12 protein-coding genes are annotated in these 16,328 nt (G+C 63.3%); 2 read left to right on the top strand and 10 right to left on the bottom strand.

The annotated features are described in order from the left end of the window. Positions 1–32: 32 nt before the first annotated feature. From rpsG to Q8Z05_RS01800, 5 genes are all read right to left on the bottom strand, one after another. Complete coding sequence (gene rpsG / locus Q8Z05_RS01780; RefSeq protein ID WP_026531948.1) at positions 33–503, bottom strand: 30S ribosomal protein S7; 471 nt, start codon at positions 501–503, stop codon at positions 33–35. Position 504: 1 nt separating this feature from the next. Next, complete coding sequence (gene rpsL / locus Q8Z05_RS01785; RefSeq protein WP_009358312.1) at positions 505–879, bottom strand: 30S ribosomal protein S12; 375 nt, start codon at positions 877–879, stop codon at positions 505–507. 381 nt (positions 880–1,260) lie between these two features. Further along, entirely contained in the window at positions 1,261–5,160 is a 3,900-nt protein-coding gene (locus Q8Z05_RS01790) for a DNA-directed RNA polymerase subunit beta' (RefSeq protein ID WP_305941808.1), read from the bottom strand. A 119-nt stretch (positions 5,161–5,279) separates the two neighbouring features. Beyond that, positions 5,280–8,795, bottom strand: a complete 3,516-nt coding sequence (gene rpoB, locus Q8Z05_RS01795; RefSeq protein ID WP_209743095.1) for a DNA-directed RNA polymerase subunit beta — start codon at positions 8,793–8,795, stop codon at positions 5,280–5,282. A gap of 324 nt (positions 8,796–9,119) precedes the next feature. Continuing rightward, a complete protein-coding gene (locus tag Q8Z05_RS01800; protein ID WP_305941809.1) occupies positions 9,120–9,590 on the bottom strand; it encodes a hypothetical protein in 471 nt (156 codons plus the stop codon). Between the two features lie 206 nt (positions 9,591–9,796). On the opposite strand from Q8Z05_RS01800, the gene Q8Z05_RS01805 reads away from it, so the two are divergent. Next, a complete protein-coding gene (locus Q8Z05_RS01805; protein ID WP_305941810.1) occupies positions 9,797–10,996 on the top strand; it encodes an acetyl-CoA C-acetyltransferase in 1,200 nt (399 codons plus the stop codon). A gap of 5 nt (positions 10,997–11,001) precedes the next feature. Next, positions 11,002–11,520, top strand: a complete 519-nt coding sequence (locus tag Q8Z05_RS01810) for an aminoacyl-tRNA deacylase (RefSeq protein ID WP_305941811.1) — start codon at positions 11,002–11,004, stop codon at positions 11,518–11,520. A gap of 140 nt (positions 11,521–11,660) precedes the next feature. On the opposite strand, the gene rplL is transcribed toward Q8Z05_RS01810, so the two are convergent. From rplL to Q8Z05_RS01835, 5 genes are all read right to left on the bottom strand, one after another. Then, on the bottom strand, positions 11,661–12,032 hold the full coding sequence (gene rplL / locus Q8Z05_RS01815) for a 50S ribosomal protein L7/L12 (protein WP_011692821.1): 372 nt from the start codon (positions 12,030–12,032) through the stop codon (positions 11,661–11,663). Positions 12,033–12,110: 78 nt separating this feature from the next. Further along, entirely contained in the window at positions 12,111–12,701 is a 591-nt protein-coding gene (gene rplJ / locus Q8Z05_RS01820; RefSeq protein WP_305941812.1) for a 50S ribosomal protein L10, read from the bottom strand. Between the two features lie 296 nt (positions 12,702–12,997). After that, complete coding sequence (locus Q8Z05_RS01825; protein ID WP_305941813.1) at positions 12,998–14,113, bottom strand: GNAT family N-acetyltransferase; 1,116 nt, start codon at positions 14,111–14,113, stop codon at positions 12,998–13,000. A gap of 8 nt (positions 14,114–14,121) precedes the next feature. Next, complete coding sequence (locus Q8Z05_RS01830) at positions 14,122–15,243, bottom strand: GNAT family N-acetyltransferase (RefSeq protein ID WP_305941814.1); 1,122 nt, start codon at positions 15,241–15,243, stop codon at positions 14,122–14,124. Further along, on the bottom strand, positions 15,225–16,316 hold the full coding sequence (locus Q8Z05_RS01835) for a GNAT family N-acetyltransferase (protein WP_305941815.1): 1,092 nt from the start codon (positions 16,314–16,316) through the stop codon (positions 15,225–15,227). The genes Q8Z05_RS01830 and Q8Z05_RS01835 overlap by 19 nt, the downstream gene beginning before the upstream one ends. Positions 16,317–16,328: the final 12 nt, after the last annotated feature.

Here is a 16,328-nt window from a genome sequence, read left to right on the forward strand (position 1 = left end):
GGCTCGTCTGAGCCGGCGGCGTCCGGGAAGTATTACCAGCGGTAGTGTGCGAAGGCCTTGTTGGACTCGGCCATCTTGTGGGTGTCTTCGCGACGCTTCACAGCGGCACCGAGACCGTTCGAGGCGTCCAGGATTTCGTTCTGGAGGCGTTCGGTCATCGTCTTTTCGCGGCGGGCCTTGGAGTAGCCGACCAGCCAACGCAGCGCGAGGGCGGTGGACCGGCCCGGCTTGACCTCAACCGGAACCTGGTAGGTTGCGCCACCGACGCGGCGTGAGCGGACCTCGAGGGAAGGCTTGACGTTGTCCATGGCCTTCTTGAGGGCTGCTACGGGGTCGCCGCCGGACTTGGCGCGGGCGCCTTCGAGGGCACCATAAACGATGCGCTCAGCGGTGGACTTCTTGCCGTCTACCAGCACCTTGTTGATCAGCTGGGTGACCAGCGGGGAGCCGTAAACGGGATCTAGTACTAGCGGCCGCTTGGGGGCCGGACCCTTGCGAGGCATATTACTTCTTCTCCATCTTTGCGCCGTAGCGGCTGCGGGCCTGCTTACGGTTCTTCACACCCTGGGTATCGAGGGCGCCACGGACGATCTTGTAGCGGACACCCGGAAGGTCCTTCACACGACCACCACGGACGAGCACAATGGAGTGCTCCTGGAGGTTGTGGCCTACACCGGGGATGTAAGCAGTGACTTCAACGCCACCGTTAAGGCGCACACGTGCAACCTTACGCAGAGCCGAGTTCGGCTTCTTCGGGGTGGTGGTGTAGACGCGGGTGCAAACACCGCGGCGCATCGGGCTGCCCTTAAGCGCGGGAGCCTTGGTCTTTGAGACCTTAGGCGTGCGGCCCTTTCGGACCAACTGGTTAATCGTAGGCACTCTCGTGTTCTCCGTTTTATCCGGAGCGGCCGCTGACAGCCGCTCTCCTTTTGCTTTGCCCCGCCGCCCGAGCTTTGAAGAATCTCCAGAGCAGCTGAGGCGAAGCCTTAATAGTCGGATCGCACACCCGGACCTGGACTTGCGTCGTGATCAGTCCCTAGGCATGCAAAAATGTGGCATACGTTGCACAAGAACCCTGCAAACCGGAAACGTCGCTCTGGCCTAGCTTTTCAGCTGAGCCGGCGCACTCATCCACTGCCACAATAACAATTGGTACCCAGTCTAACATGGACGGCCGCGAAGCCTTAATCGGCGGCTTAAAGGGGATGGTCCCCCACCTTGCGGTGAGGGACCATCCCTGGATCAGGCTATGCCTGCCGGTTAGCGGAAGTCGCTGCCGAGGTCGTAGTCATCCAGCGGGATGGCGTGGAACTCAGGAGCTCCGTCGCCGCCCAGGGTGTCATAGGAGAAGTCGCTGAATGCGCTGGGACCTGTGAACAGGTTTGCCTTTGCTTCTTCAGTCGGCTCCACCGTGACCTCCGTGTAGCGCGGGAGACCCGTGCCGGCGGGGATGAGCTTACCGATGATGACGTTTTCCTTGAGGCCGAGCAGCGGATCGCTCTTGCCTTCCATGGCCGCCTGCGTCAGGACGCGGGTGGTCTCCTGGAAGGAAGCTGCGGACAGCCAGGACTCGGTGGCCAGGGACGCCTTGGTGATACCCATGAGCTCGGGACGTCCGGAAGCCGGAGTCTTGCCCTCGGATACAACGCGGCGGTTGGCGTCTTCGAAGCGGCTGCGTTCCGCCAGCTCACCGGGGAGCAGGTCGGACTCGCCGGACTCGATGACCGTGACACGGCGCAGCATCTGGCGAACGATAACCTCGACGTGCTTGTCGTGGATACCGATGCCCTGGCTGCGGTACACGCCCTGGACTTCGTCCACCAGGAACTTCTGTGCAGCACGGGGGCCCATGATGCGCAGAACCTGCTTGGGGTCAACCGGTCCGTTGATGAGCTTCTGGCCCACCGTGACGTGCTGGCCGTCTTCAATCAGGAGGCGTGAGCGGCGCAGGACCGGGTAGGCGATCTCTTCGCTGCCGTCATCCGGAGTGATGACCAGGCGCATCTGGCGCTCGGACTCTTCGATGGTGATGCGGCCGGCTGCTTCAGCAATCGGTGCGACACCCTTCGGAGTACGTGCTTCGAACAGTTCCTGGATACGGGGCAGACCCTGGGTGATGTCGTCGCCGCCGCTGGCGGAAACAGCACCACCGGTGTGGAACGTACGCATGGTCAGCTGGGTACCCGGCTCACCAATGGACTGTGCGGCGATGATGCCTACCGCCTCACCGATGTCCACGGTCTTGCCGGTGGCCAGCGAACGGCCGTAGCACAGGGCGCAGGTGCCGACGCTGGACTCACAGGTGAGTACGGAGCGGACCTTGACCTCGGTGATGCCGGCTGCGAACAGTTCGGCAATGACGACGTCGCCGCAGTCGGTGCCGCCGGCAGCCAGGACCTTGCCCTTGGAGTCAACGACATCCACGGCCAGGGTACGGGCGTACGCGCTGTTCTCGACGTTCTCGTCCAGCACCAGCTCGCCGTTGGCGTCAGCCACGGCAATCGGGGTGACGAGGCCGCGTTCGGTGCCGCAGTCCTCTTCACGGACGATGACGTCCTGCGAGACGTCCACCAGACGACGGGTCAGGTAACCCGAGTTGGCGGTACGCAGTGCGGTGTCAGCCAGGCCCTTACGGGCACCGTGCGTGGCGATGAAGTATTCCAGCACCGACAGGCCCTCGCGGTAGGAGGACTTGATCGGACGCGGGATGATTTCACCCTTAGGGTTGGCCACCAGGCCACGGATACCCGCGATCTGACGGACCTGCATCCAGTTACCACGTGCACCGGAGGACACCATGCGGTTGATGGTGTTCATCGGCGACAGGCTGTCGCGCATGACCTGTGCGATCTCGTTGGTTGCCTTGTTCCAGATCTCGATCAGTTCCTGGCGACGCTCGTCGTCGTCGATCAGGCCCTTGTCGTACTGGCCCTGGATCTTGGCAGCGCGCTCTTCGTAACCGGCAAGGATGACCGGCTTTTCAACCGGAACCTCGATGTCGGAGATAGCAACGGTGACGCCCGAGCGGGTGGCCCAGTAGAAACCGGCATCCTTCAGGTTGTCCAGCGTTGCCGCGGTGACGACCTTCGGGTAGCGCTCGGCGAGGTCGTTGACGATGCGGGACAGTTCGCCCTTGTCGGCAACAGCCTCAACCCAGGGGTAGTCCTCGGGCAGGGTCTGGTTGAAGATGACCTGGCCCAGGGAGGTCTGGACGAGCGCGGGCTGACCCGGCTCCCAGCCTTCCGGAGCTTCCCAGCCGGCGTAAGGGACAAAGCCCTCGAGCCGGATCTTGACCTGGGAGTTCAGGTGCAGCTCGTGCAGGTCGAACGCCATGATGGCTTCCGAAACGGAGGAGAAGATGCGGCCTTCGCCAGCTGAACCGACACGCTTGGTGGTCAGGTGGTAGAGGCCGATGATCATATCCTGCGAAGGAAGGGTCACCGGGCGGCCGTCGGACGGCTTCAGGATGTTGTTCGAGGACAGCATCAGGATGCGTGCTTCAGCCTGGGCCTCGGGGCTCAGCGGCAGGTGGACTGCCATCTGGTCGCCGTCGAAGTCAGCGTTGAAGGCGCCACAAACCAGCGGGTGCAGCTGGATTGCCTTACCTTCAACAAGCTGGGGCTCGAACGCCTGGATGCCGAGGCGGTGCAGGGTAGGTGCACGGTTCAGCAGCACAGGGTGCTCGGTGATGATCTCTTCGAGAACGTCCCAGACCTGCGGACGGTAACGCTCGACCATGCGCTTTGCCGACTTGATGTTCTGGGCGTGGTTGAGGTCAACCAGGCGCTTCATCACGAACGGCTTGAAGAGCTCCAGAGCCATCTGCTTGGGCAGGCCGCACTGGTGCAGCTTCAGCTGCGGGCCGACGACGATGACCGAACGGCCGGAGTAGTCAACGCGCTTGCCGAGGAGGTTCTGGCGGAAGCGGCCCTGCTTGCCCTTGAGCATGTCGCTCAGGGACTTCAGCGGACGGTTGCCCGGTCCGGTGACCGGACGGCCACGGCGGCCGTTGTCGAAGAGGCTGTCAACAGCTTCCTGAAGCATGCGCTTCTCGTTGTTGACGATGATCTCCGGAGCACCGAGGTCAAGCAGGCGCTTGAGGCGGTTGTTGCGGTTGATCACACGACGGTAAAGGTCGTTGAGGTCGGAGGTCGCGAAGCGGCCACCGTCCAGCTGGACCATCGGGCGCAGTTCCGGCGGGATCACCGGGACGGCGTCCAGCACCATGCCGAGCGGGCTGTTGTTGGTGGTCAGGAACGCGTTGACCACCTTCAGGCGCTTCAGGGCGCGGGTCTTGCGCTGGCCCTTGCCGTTGGCAATGATGTCGCGCAGGAGGTCCGATTCGGCCTGCATGTCGAAGTTCTCAAGACGCTTCTTGATGGCTTCGGCACCCATGGAGCCTTCGAAATACATGCCGTAACGGTCACGCAGTTCGCGGTAGAGGCCTTCGTCACCTTCGAGGTCTGCGACCTTCAGGTTCTTGAAGCGGTCCCAGACCTGCTCGAGGCGCTCGATGTCGGCGTCGGCACGCTTGCGCACGTTGGCCATCTGACGGTCAGCGGAGTCGCGGGCCTTCTTCTTGTCGGCAGCCTTGGCGCCTTCGCCTTCGAGACGGGCAAGCTCGTTCTCGAGGTCGCGGGCGATCGTGGCGATGTCCGAGTCGCGGTTGTCGACGAGCTGCTTCTTCTCGATGTCGTGCTCAACCTGCAGGTTGGGCAGTTCATCGTGGCGGCTTTCGGTGTCGACGCTCGTGATCATGTAGGCAGCGAAGTAGATGACCTTTTCGAGGTCCTTCGGTGCCAGGTCAAGGAGGTAGCCCAGGCGGGACGGAACACCCTTGAAGTACCAGATGTGAGTTACGGGCGCGGCCAGTTCGATGTGGCCCATGCGCTCACGGCGGACTTTGGCACGGGTGACTTCAACGCCACACCGCTCACAGATGATGCCCTTGAAGCGCACACGCTTGTACTTACCGCAGTAGCATTCCCAGTCGCGGGAAGGGCCGAAGATCTTCTCGCAGAAGAGGCCGTCCTTCTCGGGCTTGAGCGTGCGGTAGTTGATGGTTTCCGGCTTCTTAACCTCGCCGTAAGACCAGCCACGGATGTCTTCCGCGGTGGCGAGGCCGATCTGCATGAGGCCGAAGGAGGATTCGCTGGACATATGGTCCCTGTTCTCTCTTGTTCTCTAAATTCTGAAGTCTTGGTTACGGGAAGAGGGAGGTGGTTCACCGGGAAAAGTCAGCGCGGCGGGGCCGCCTGCTTTTCCCGGTAAACCCCCTCTTAGACCTCTTCTACGGAACTGGGCTCTGCACGAGACAGATCGATGCCCAGTTCTTCCGCAGCCGTGAAGACTGCGTCATCAGAGTCACGCATTTCAATTGTGGTTCCGTCCGTGGAAAGCACTTCCACGTTCAGGCACAGCGACTGCATTTCCTTGATCAAGACCTTGAAGGACTCAGGAACGCCCGGCTCCGGGATGTTCTCGCCCTTGACGATTGCTTCGTAGACCTTCACGCGACCGTGGATATCATCCGACTTGATCGTGAGGAGCTCCTGGAGCGTGTAGGCGGCGCCGTAAGCTTCGAGCGCCCACACTTCCATTTCACCGAAGCGCTGGCCACCGAACTGTGCCTTACCACCCAGCGGCTGCTGCGTGATCATGGAGTACGGGCCGGTGGAGCGTGCGTGGATCTTGTCGTCCACCAGGTGGTGGAGCTTCAGGATGTACATGTAGCCGACCGAGATCGGATCCGGGAACGGCTCGCCGGAGCGGCCGTCAAACAGGCGGGTCTTGCCCGAGGAGTTGATCAGGCGGTCACCGTCGCGGGTCACGTTGGTGGAGTCGAGCAGGCCCGTGATTTCCTCTTCACGCGCACCGTCGAAGACCGGCGTTGCAACAGTGGTCTGGCCACTCTCGCGCGGCAGGTTCGGCAGCTGCTTGACCCACTCGGGCTCGCCTTCGATCTTCCAACCGGTCTTGGCAACCCAGCCAAGGTGCGTTTCCAGCACCTGGCCGACGTTCATACGGCCCGGAACACCCAGCGGGTTCAGGACGATATCAACGGGGGTGCCGTCGGCAAGGAAGGGCATGTCCTCGATCGGGAGGATCTTGGAGATAACACCCTTGTTGCCGTGACGGCCGGCGAGCTTGTCGCCGTCGGTGATCTTGCGCTTGGCGGCCACGTAAACGCGGACCAGCTGGTTGACGCCCGGGGGCAGCTCGTCGTCGTTGTCGCGGTCGAAGACGCGGACGCCGATGACGGTGCCGGACTCGCCGTGCGGAACCTTCAGGGAGGTGTCGCGCACTTCGCGGGACTTCTCACCGAAGATGGCACGCAGCAGGCGCTCTTCCGGGGTCAGTTCGGTTTCACCCTTCGGGGTGACCTTTCCGACCAGGATGTCGCCGGCTTCAACTTCGGCACCGATGTGGATGATGCCGCGCTCGTCCAGGCCTGCCAGCACTTCCTCGGACACATTGGGGATGTCACGGGTGATTTCCTCGGCACCAAGCTTGGTGTCGCGGGCATCGATCTCGTGCTCCTCGATGTGGATGGAGGAAAGAACGTCCTCGGCAACAATGCGCTGCGAGAGGATGATGGCGTCCTCGAAGTTGTGGCCTTCCCAGGACATGAATGCCACGAGCAGGTTCTTACCGAGGGCGAGTTCACCCTGGTCCGTTGCCGGGCCGTCAGCGATGATGCCGCCGACCTCCAGGCGCTGGCCTTCGCTTACCAGGACGCGGTGGTTGTAGCAGTTGCCCTGGTTGGAGCGTGCGAACTTGTTGATGCGGTAGTTGGTTTCCGTGCCGTCGTCGTTGAGCATGATGACGAGTTCAGCGGACACCTCGGTGACCACACCGGCCTTCTTCGCGATGACAACGTCACCGGCGTCGACTGCTGCGGCGCGCTCCATGCCGGTACCGACGAACGGTGCCTCGGAACGGACCAGCGGCACGGCCTGGCGCTGCATGTTGGCACCCATGAGTGCGCGGTTAGCATCGTCGTGCTCGAGGAACGGGATCAGGGCCGTAGCCACGGACACCATCTGGCGCGGGGAAACGTCCATGAACTCGACGTCGGCGGCGGGAACCAGCACGGGCTCGCCTCCACCACCACGGGCGCGGACCAGGACGGTCTCTTCGGCGAACTTCTTGTTCTCGTCCAGCGGAGCGTTGGCCTGTGCAATCAGGACCTCTGCTTCGTCGTCGGCCGTCAGGTACTGGACCTCGTCGGAAACGACGCCTTCGGACACGAGGCGGTAAGGCGTCTCGATGAAACCGAAGGGGTTGATGCGGCCGTAGGAAGCCAGCGAACCGATCAGGCCAATGTTCGGGCCTTCAGGAGTTTCGATGGGGCACATACGTCCGTAGTGGGACGGGTGGACGTCTCGGACTTCCATGCCTGCACGGTCACGGGACAGACCACCCGGGCCAAGCGCGGACAGACGGCGCTTGTGGGTCAGACCCGACAGCGGGTTGTTCTGGTCCATGAACTGGGACAGCTGGGAGGTTCCGAAGAACTCCTTGATGGCTGCCACCACCGGGCGGATGTTGATCAGCGTCTGCGGCGTGATGGCCTCGACGTCCTGCGTGGTCATACGCTCGCGGACGACGCGCTCCATGCGGGACAGGCCGGTGCGGACCTGGTTCTCGATGAGCTCGCCGACGGCGCGGATGCGGCGGTTGCCGAAGTGGTCGATGTCATCGATCTCGACGCGCAGCTCGTGGTCCTGGCCGTCGCGCTTGCCCGTGAGGGTCTTCTCGCCGGCGTGCAGTGCAACCAGGAACTTGATCATCGCAACGATGTCTTCAACGTGCAGGACCGAAGCTTCCTTGTCACCAAGGGAGCGGTCGATGCCAAGCTTGCGGTTGATCTTGTAACGGCCGACCTTGGCCAGATCGTAGCGCTTGGAGTTGAAGTACAGGTTGTCCAGCAGGGACTGGGCAGCCTCGACGGTGGGCGGCTCGCCCGGTCGCAGCTTCCGGTAGATGTCCAGCAACGCGTCTTCGCGGGTTTCGGTGGCGTCCTTCTCCAGCGTTGCGCGCATGGAGTCGTACTGGCCGAACTCTTCAAGGATCTGGCCTTCGGTCCAGCCGAGGGCCTTCAGCAGCACCGTAACGGACTGCTTGCGCTTGCGGTCAAGACGGACGCCGACCTGGTCGCGCTTGTCGATCTCGAGCTCGAACCAGGCACCGCGGGACGGGATGATCTTCGCAGTGAAGATGTCCTTGTCGCTGGTCTTGTCAGCGGTGCGCTCGAAGTAGGCGCCCGGGGAACGGACAAGCTGCGAAACAACGACACGCTCGGTGCCGTTGACGACGAAGGTGCCCTTCTCGGTCATCAGCGGGAAGTCACCCATGAACACGGTCTGCTGCTTGATTTCGCCCGTGTTGTTGTTCATGAATTCGGCTTTAACGTACAGCGGAGCCGAGTACGTGGCGTCCCGGTCCTTGCACTCGGCCATGGTGTATTTGGGGTCAGCGAACTCCGGATCGGAGAAGCTCAGGGACATGGTGCCCTGGAAATCCTCGATCGGGGAGATCTCTTCGAAGATGTCGGACAGACCGGAGCTAGTGGCGACACTGAGGTCGCCTTCTTCGACGGCCTTCGCTACGCGTGCCTGCCAGCGTTCGTTTCCGACCAGCCAGTCGAAGCTGTCCGTTTGCAGGGCAAGCAGATTCGGAACGTCAAGGGGTTCGTGAATCTTTGCGAATGAGAGCCGGCGAGTGGCACCATCGGTGCTGTCGGCATTGATAGCGGTAGCGTTGTTTACATTAGAGGTGCTCGAGGCGACCAAGAGGGATCCTTCCACAGACCTTCAGGCGTTTTCAGATCTCCCCCGTTGAAAGCCCTGCAGAATGACTCCGCAGCGCTACCAGTCCGGTTCCGCTATATGACCCGGGGCCTAGGCTGATCTATGATGTTGCACGTCTCGGACGGCACGTCGATAGATCAGCTGCTAGGCAAAGCCCACCGCTATATGAAGGCTGAAGGTAAACAGGGAAGACGCAAATATCTACGATACGGCAAAACGGCGTACGTGTCTACCCCACTTCACCGGTTATTGCAAGCACTGTTGCCGGGGGCACCTAATTGGCCCGCGCCACGCCGGCCGGGGCCCTTACAGCGTGAGCGTAACGCCCGCTGCCGTGCAGGCACCCGCGTTCGCGAAGACTGCGTCACGGACGGCATCCTTGGATGCCTGGGCTGGCTGGCCACCGGTATCGGCAACAGATGAATGATCGATGGCGAGTGCGCCCAGGCTGGTAAACAGCCCCTTGAGGTTCCCGGAGTAGTTGTCTTTGGCATCGCGCGCCGCCCGGTAAACGTCCTCATGGGCTTCGGGATCGTTCGCGGCAGCCCGGTACTGAACGTACAGCGAATTGAACAGCTCGCAGGCCGCTTTGGCACCGCCGGACTGGGGCGCAGCCGTGGCTACGGAAGACCGCGACGGCGTTGCCTGGGACGACGCGGGCGACGACGATGCAGGGGCCGCTGTTGACGTGGTGCCGTCCGGCGCCGGAGTGGAAACGCTGCAGGCGGTGAGTCCTGCAAAACTTGCCACAGCCGCCATCGCGAGGATTTTCTTCAAGATGCTGCTCCCTGTTTCTTGCTGCCGTTGTGCGTTGTCGTCGCCGTCCACCCTACGCAGACGTTTCGCGTCCCGCACGTCGGCCGGATGGGCAGCAGTCCCCATGCGTCGGCGGAATGGAGCCTGCCGCGTGTGCGTTTGAATGGATAGGTGATTCGGCTCACGATAGCCTTGGCCTACATCGTCACAGATCGGAAGAGATAACCATGAGCAACTCCCCAGACAACAACGATGTTGTCATCCTTGCTGCGGCGCGCACGCCGCAGGGCCGCCTCAACGGCCAGTTGGCCGGCTTCACGGCAGTGGAACTCGGGGCGCATGCCATCAAGGCGGCCCTCGCTGCGAGCGGCGTCGCCTCGGACAAGGTGGATGCGGTCATCATGGGCCAGGTGCTGCAGGCAGGCGCGGGCCAGAACCCGGCCCGGCAGAGCGCCATCGGCGCCGGCATCGGCTGGAACGTCCCCACTGTCACTATCAACAAAGTGTGCCTTTCCGGCCTCACAGCCGTGATCGACGCCGCCCGCATGATCCGCAGCGGTGATGCCGCCGTCGTCGTCGCCGGTGGTCAGGAATCCATGTCCCGGGCGCCGCACATCCTGCCGGGTTCCCGCCAGGGCTGGACCTACGGAACTGTCCAGGCACTGGACGTGGCCGCCCATGACGGCCTCACCGATGCCTTCGACGGGCAGTCCATGGGCCTTTCCACGGAAAGCAAGAACCTGGTCCTGGGCATCGACCGGACCTCGCAGGACAACGTGGCGGCCCAGTCGCACCAGCGTGCCGCCCTTGCCGCCAAGAACGGAGTTTTCGACGACGAGATCGCCCCGATCAGCATCAAGCAGCGCAAGGGCGATCCGGTGGTGGTCTCCACCGATGAAGGTGTGCGGCCGAACACCTCAGTCGAATCGCTGGCCGGCCTGCGGGCCGCCTTCGTCAGCGACGGCACCATCACGGCGGGCAACTCCTCTCCCCTGTCCGACGGCGCCTCCGCCCTGGTGCTGACAACCCGGAAGTTCGCTGAGGACAATGGCCTGGACTACCTCGCAGTGGTGGGCAAGCCGGGGCAGGTTGCCGGCCCTGACAATTCGCTGCACTCCCAGCCGTCCAACGCCATCAAGAACGCGCTGGACCGTGCGGGCTGGACCACCGGGGACCTGGACTTCATCGAAATCAACGAGGCATTCGGTTCGGTTGCGGTCCAATCGCTCAAGGACCTCAAGTACCCGCTGGAGAAGTGCAACATCCACGGCGGCGCCATCGCCCTGGGGCACCCGATCGGAGCATCCGGTGCGCGGCTGGCCGGGCATGCCGCCCACGAGCTCAAGCGCCGGGGCACCGGAAAGGCTGCGGTTTCCCTCTGCGGCGGCGGCGGGCAGGGCGAAGCCCTCCTGCTGTACCGGGACTGACTGCTGTGGCCGGCAACGCAGACTCGGCGGGCAACGGCCCGGCGGGCAACGACGGCAGGGGGCGCTTCCTGGCCGACGCCGCCGCGCGCGGGCTCGACGTCGAAATTGTGGAGCGCGTCGCTGCGAAAAGCCTCGAGGAGGCTGCGCAGATCCTGGGCATCCAGCCGTCGGACATAGTGAAGTCCCTGGTGGTCAAGCACAAGGACGGCAGTTTCCTGTTCGCCCTTGTGCCCGGCGACCGGCAGATCTCCTGGCCGAAACTCCGCAGCCTGCTGGGGGTCAACAAGCTCTCGTTGCCGCCTGCGGACGTCGCACTGGAGGCCACTGGCTACGCGCGCGGCACCATCACCCCGCTGGGCAGCACCACGCCGTGGCCGGTCTATGCGGACGTGGCGATCAGCGGGCGCCGGATCTCCATGGGGGCCGGGCAGCACGGTTACAGCGCCTTTGTGGATGCCGATGCCCTGACCACGGCGTTGGACGCCGTGGTCGCGGACATCAGCGACGCCAACCCAAGTAGGTAGCAGCTAGTGTCGTTATGAGGGCTCATAACGACACTAGCTGCTACCTACTTGGGGTTAACGCAGGAAACCCCGCCCACCGGAGTGGACGGGGTTTCCCGGAGCAGGATGGAAAGCTGGGCGCTTTCCGGAGCTCGAAAGTGTTACTTGAGGGTAACGGTGGCGCCCGCAGCCTCGAGCTGCTCCTTGGCCTTCTCGGCAGCTTCCTTGGTTGCACCTTCGAGGACAGCCTTCGGAGCGCTGTCAACCAGGTCCTTGGCTTCCTTCAGGCCCAGGGAAGTGATGGCGCGGACTTCCTTGATCACTGCGATCTTCTTGTCGCCAGCAGCCTCGAGAACGACGTCGAAGTCGGTCTTCTCTTCGGCTTCTTCAGCAGCGGCAGCCGGGCCGGCAACGGCAACGGCAGCAGCGGTTACTTCGAAGGTCTCTTCGAAGAGCTTGACGAACTCGGAGAGCTCGATGATGGTCAGTTCCTTGAAAGCTTCAATGAGCTCTTCGTTGGTGAGCTTCGCCATGGTGTGGCGTCCTTCCTATAGGTGGTGCTTGGCGGCCTGGGCCATTGCCTTCACACCGGAGTCTGGTTTGAAAGAGAGTTAGTTCTCTTCGGTGGCTGCGGCTTCGGCCGGAGCTTCGGTCTCTGCTGCTTCTGCGGCCGGGGCTTCTTCAGCGGCGGGCGCTTCGGCAGCTGCCGGTGCACCGTTCTCTTCTTCAAGCTTGAGGCGCAGGGCGTCGATGATGCGTGCAGCAGCGGCAGCAGGAGCCTTGAGGACACCTGCAACCTTGGCGAGCTGCAGCTCGCGGGACTCGAGTGCTGCCAGGGCAGCAACTTCGCTGGCGTTCAGTGCCTTGCCCTCGAAGTAACCGGTCTTGATAACCAGCTGCTTGTTGGTCTTGGCAAAATCCGTCAGGCTCTTGGCAGCTGCAACTGCGTCACCCTTGATGAACGCGATTGCAGTGGGGCCGGCAAGCTGACCGTCGAATGCTTCGACACCAGCTTCCTTGGCTGCAATGGCGGTCAGGGTGTTCTTGACGACCGCGAACTTGGTGTCCTGGCCGAGAGAAACACGCAGCTGCTTGAGCTGTGCAACGGTGAGCCCACGGTATTCGGTCAGGACAGCGGCGTTCGATTCCTTGAAATCGGTAGTGATCTCAGCTACTGCTGAAACCTTGTTTGGCGTTGCCATAACCCTCCTTCCGGGGATAGTGCCGGTGTTCCGGGTCCCCGCTCAGGTGAGCTAAAACTAAAAACGCCCCGGGCAGATGCACGGGGCTTGGCTCAACACGGTCCATGACTGTGGAGCTTTACTTCGTTCACCTGCGCTGGCCGCCCTATGTTCAGGGTCCTTCGTCCGGAAACCCACTGGTCCTCCCGCACACAACTACAGAATTGAGCGATGCCCAGGAGAGTGGATTCCCAACAACCGACGGTCTTTGGTATTTCAAGCTTACGGGCAACGCCGCCAGTACTCCAAATCGGCCCCTATTCGCTGCTGCTCGGACCGAAGTCCGGAAGGTCCTTCTGCCAGATGCCCGTGACACCCGCCGTGGTGAACCCGAGCTGCTGGTTCACCTTGAGCAGGTACCTGTTTTCCGGTGCGTTCCAGGTGTAGATGACCCGGGCGTCGGGGAACTGCTCGGAAAGGCGTTCCATGTTGGCCACCTTTATCAGCAGTCCCAGTTTGTTGCCCCGGTGCTCCTGCATCACCACGGTGTCGTCCTGGAACACCACGTCCTGCCGTTGCGAGAGCACGCTGATGGTGGTCAGCCCCACCAGCATCCCACTGGCGATGTGCTCGACGGCGGTGACCACCGTTCGCCGGCCCTGCGCGATGGTGGCCTCTTCAGCTTTCCTGATCATGGCGCCGTCGAACACCATTTCTTCTTCCGTCCGTGAGGACGGTTCGGTGTCCTCGCCGGCCTGGTTTTCCAGCATGGCGACGGCGTCGAGCCACCGGTCCGGGCATCTGTCCGTCCAGTGATGCAGGCGGTAGCGTCCCGCATTGGCCTGTTCGGCTTCGTCAGCCAGCTCCGCCACCAGTTTTGTGTCCAGCGGCAGCAGGCACGAGCTGAACTGCTCGATGTGCTGGAGGGTGTAGCCGGTCTTGCGGGCGAACTCCACTTCGCGGCTTCCCATCGGGACAAAGCCCAGGCCCGAGCCGGGAACCAGTTGCTCGTCGACCTCGCTGTTCAGTGAGACGCCCGGATGGTTGGTGTCGATCAGGATCATGGTCCGGCCCTCGCCCCGGGCGAACTGTTCCGCCGCTTCCAGCAGCTGGCGCCCCACGCCCTGGTGCTGGAACTCCGGAAGGATGTCCAGCGTGAACTCCGCCAGGTCCAGGTCGTCTGCCAGCGGCAGGGCGATGTCCGCGGTCCCCACGATGTCGCCGTCGACCCTGGCCACCAGAATCACCTGGCGTTCGTAGGGATCGGCAAGTTCCAGGAACTTTTCCAGGGGCGTGTAGGCGAGGTCGTCCGTTCCCCACGTTTGCATCCGCACCTTCCGGCTCACTTCGACGGCGGCACGGAAGTCGGCGCTGTCCGGGCCGTCGAGGGAATCGGGAATCCAGAGTTGTTCGATCCTTACGTCTGCTGCCATAGAGGGCATCATTCCAGTCGTTTCTGCCACTCACCTTCAAAACCGGAGGGTTTGAATCCAAGCGAAATATTTATCGCCAGCATATGCCGGTTTTCGCTGGCATTCCACGTAATGACCGACTCCGCCGCGGGGCATTCCTCCCCGGCGCGCCGGATATTTGCGATCTTTGCCAGCATGCCCAGCCGGCGGCCGCGGTGCGGTCCCGCCACCAGCGTGTCTTCCTGGATCAGCACCTGCGGGCGCTCGGGACGACAGCTGAGCACCGTAAAGGCTGCCATGTCCCCCGTTCCGGCATGCTGCACCGCTGCCACCAGCGCCTCCACCCCGCTGCGCTGCCAGCCCTGTTCCTCGGCACGGACCCTCGCCGCGTCCCATTCCTCTTCCTCCGCCTCCAGGCCTGCGGTCGGTACGTCGGCGGTCATTCTCCCCCTGAGCACCGCATAGTCATCCACCAGGCTCTCCGGGCAGCGGCCCCGCCAGCCCACCACCCGGTAGCCGCCGGCGTGCGCCAGGGCCTCGGCCTCCAGCGCATCCAGCAGGTCCGGTTCCACAGGCAGCCGTAACCTGCTGGACCGTTCCACCTGCTCCAGTTCATAACCGGAGGCCAGGGCGAAGCGGGTCGAGGCAAGGTTCAGCGGCACTCCGCCGCTGCCGGATTTCGCCGGCAGTTCTTCCTGGCCGGCTTGCAGCCCGGCTTTCCCTTGCCCCGCGACCGGCTCCTCGCAGTAGCCTTCAAAAACTCTGCGTCCGCGCGACCGGGCCGCATCCTCGGCAACCTCCAGCAACCGCCGGCCAATGCCCTGCCGCCGGTAGGGCGCGGCCACCAGCACATCGATCCACGCCGCGGCGGTGTTCTCCTGCAGCGGCAGCAGCACCGAGCAGGTGCCCGCCGGAACCCCGTCGCAGGTCGCGAGGAACTGCAGGCGTTCCTCGTACTCGGTGCCGCGCCAGTACTCCTGGTCTTCCCGAAGGGTGGAGGCCCGGTCCAGGTTTCCCCACTTCGCCATGTGGAGTCCGTCGCGAAGGGCACGACAGGCCCGCAGGTCTGCGGCACGTGCCGTGCCCTCGTCACCGGATTGGGGACGGGCGACGGCGGTGATCGACAGGCCGCTCATAGCGTCTTCTGCCACTCGCCGTCGTATCCCGCGGGCTTGAACCCCAGCGCCACGTTGATGGACAGCATGTGATCGTTTTCCACGGCGTTGAACGTGACGATGCGCTCCACGTCGGGGTAGCCGGCCAGGAGCCGGCGGATGTTGAGGAGCTTGACCAGCATGCCGAGACGGTGTCCGCGGTGGTGGCTGGCCACCAGGGTATCGTCCTGGTTCGCCAGCCAGGGTTTCCCTTCAGCGACTTGAAGGACGGAGTACGCTGCCAGCTCCCCTGTTCCCCGGTGCCTGGCACACGCCACCAGGGAGTCGAGGCCGGCCTGCTTCCACCTCTTTTCCACGTGCCGCACCCGGGCCACGTCCCACGATTCTGCGTCGTAGCTGAGGGCGCCGACAGGTGTATCCGTGCTCATGCGTGACATCAGGACAGCCAGTTGTTCGGCCAAGTCCTCCGGGCAACGGTCCCTCCAGTGCAGTAGTTCATACCGCTCCCCTGCCTTCTGCAGAGCTTCCGCTTCGAGGGCATCGAGCGTGTCTGCGGACGGTGGCAACGGCAGCGCACTGAAGCGTTCCACCTGTTCCAGCCTGTAGTTTGCACGGAGCGCGAAACGGACGCCGTCGGCTTCCGCCGGCACACCCCCGGTTCCCGTTGCGGGCCTGAGCAATCCTGGTCCTTCGGCGTCGAAGTCGGCCGGGTGCTCCGTGAAGGTCTGCAGGGTGGTACAGCCGCGAGACGCCGCCACCTGCTCAGCGTGAGCCAGCAGCGCCCGGCCAATGCCACGTCCGCGGAAGTTCCTCAGGACAATCACATGGAGGAGTGCGGTCCGGACGTTCTCCAGGATCCCAAAGCGCATCCAGGACCTACCCGCCATGCGGCCGTCCACCCGCACGAAGAAGAGCCTCACCTGGGCGTAGGGGTTGTCGCGCCAATATTGAAGGCGGGCCTCCAGCGGCAACAACCGGTCCGCGTTTCCCCAGGTTTCCAGCACCAGGGCGTCGCTGAGCTCACCGAACTCCCGGAATTCACGCGCGTCCGGCGAGTCGGCCGTCGCAGGCAGGACAAGTGGTTCAATGACGTACGGCGCTGCATTCACGGGGACAGCCTA

Source organism: Arthrobacter oryzae (assembly GCF_030718995.1).
Lineage (GTDB): Bacteria > Actinomycetota > Actinomycetes > Actinomycetales > Micrococcaceae > Arthrobacter > Arthrobacter oryzae_C.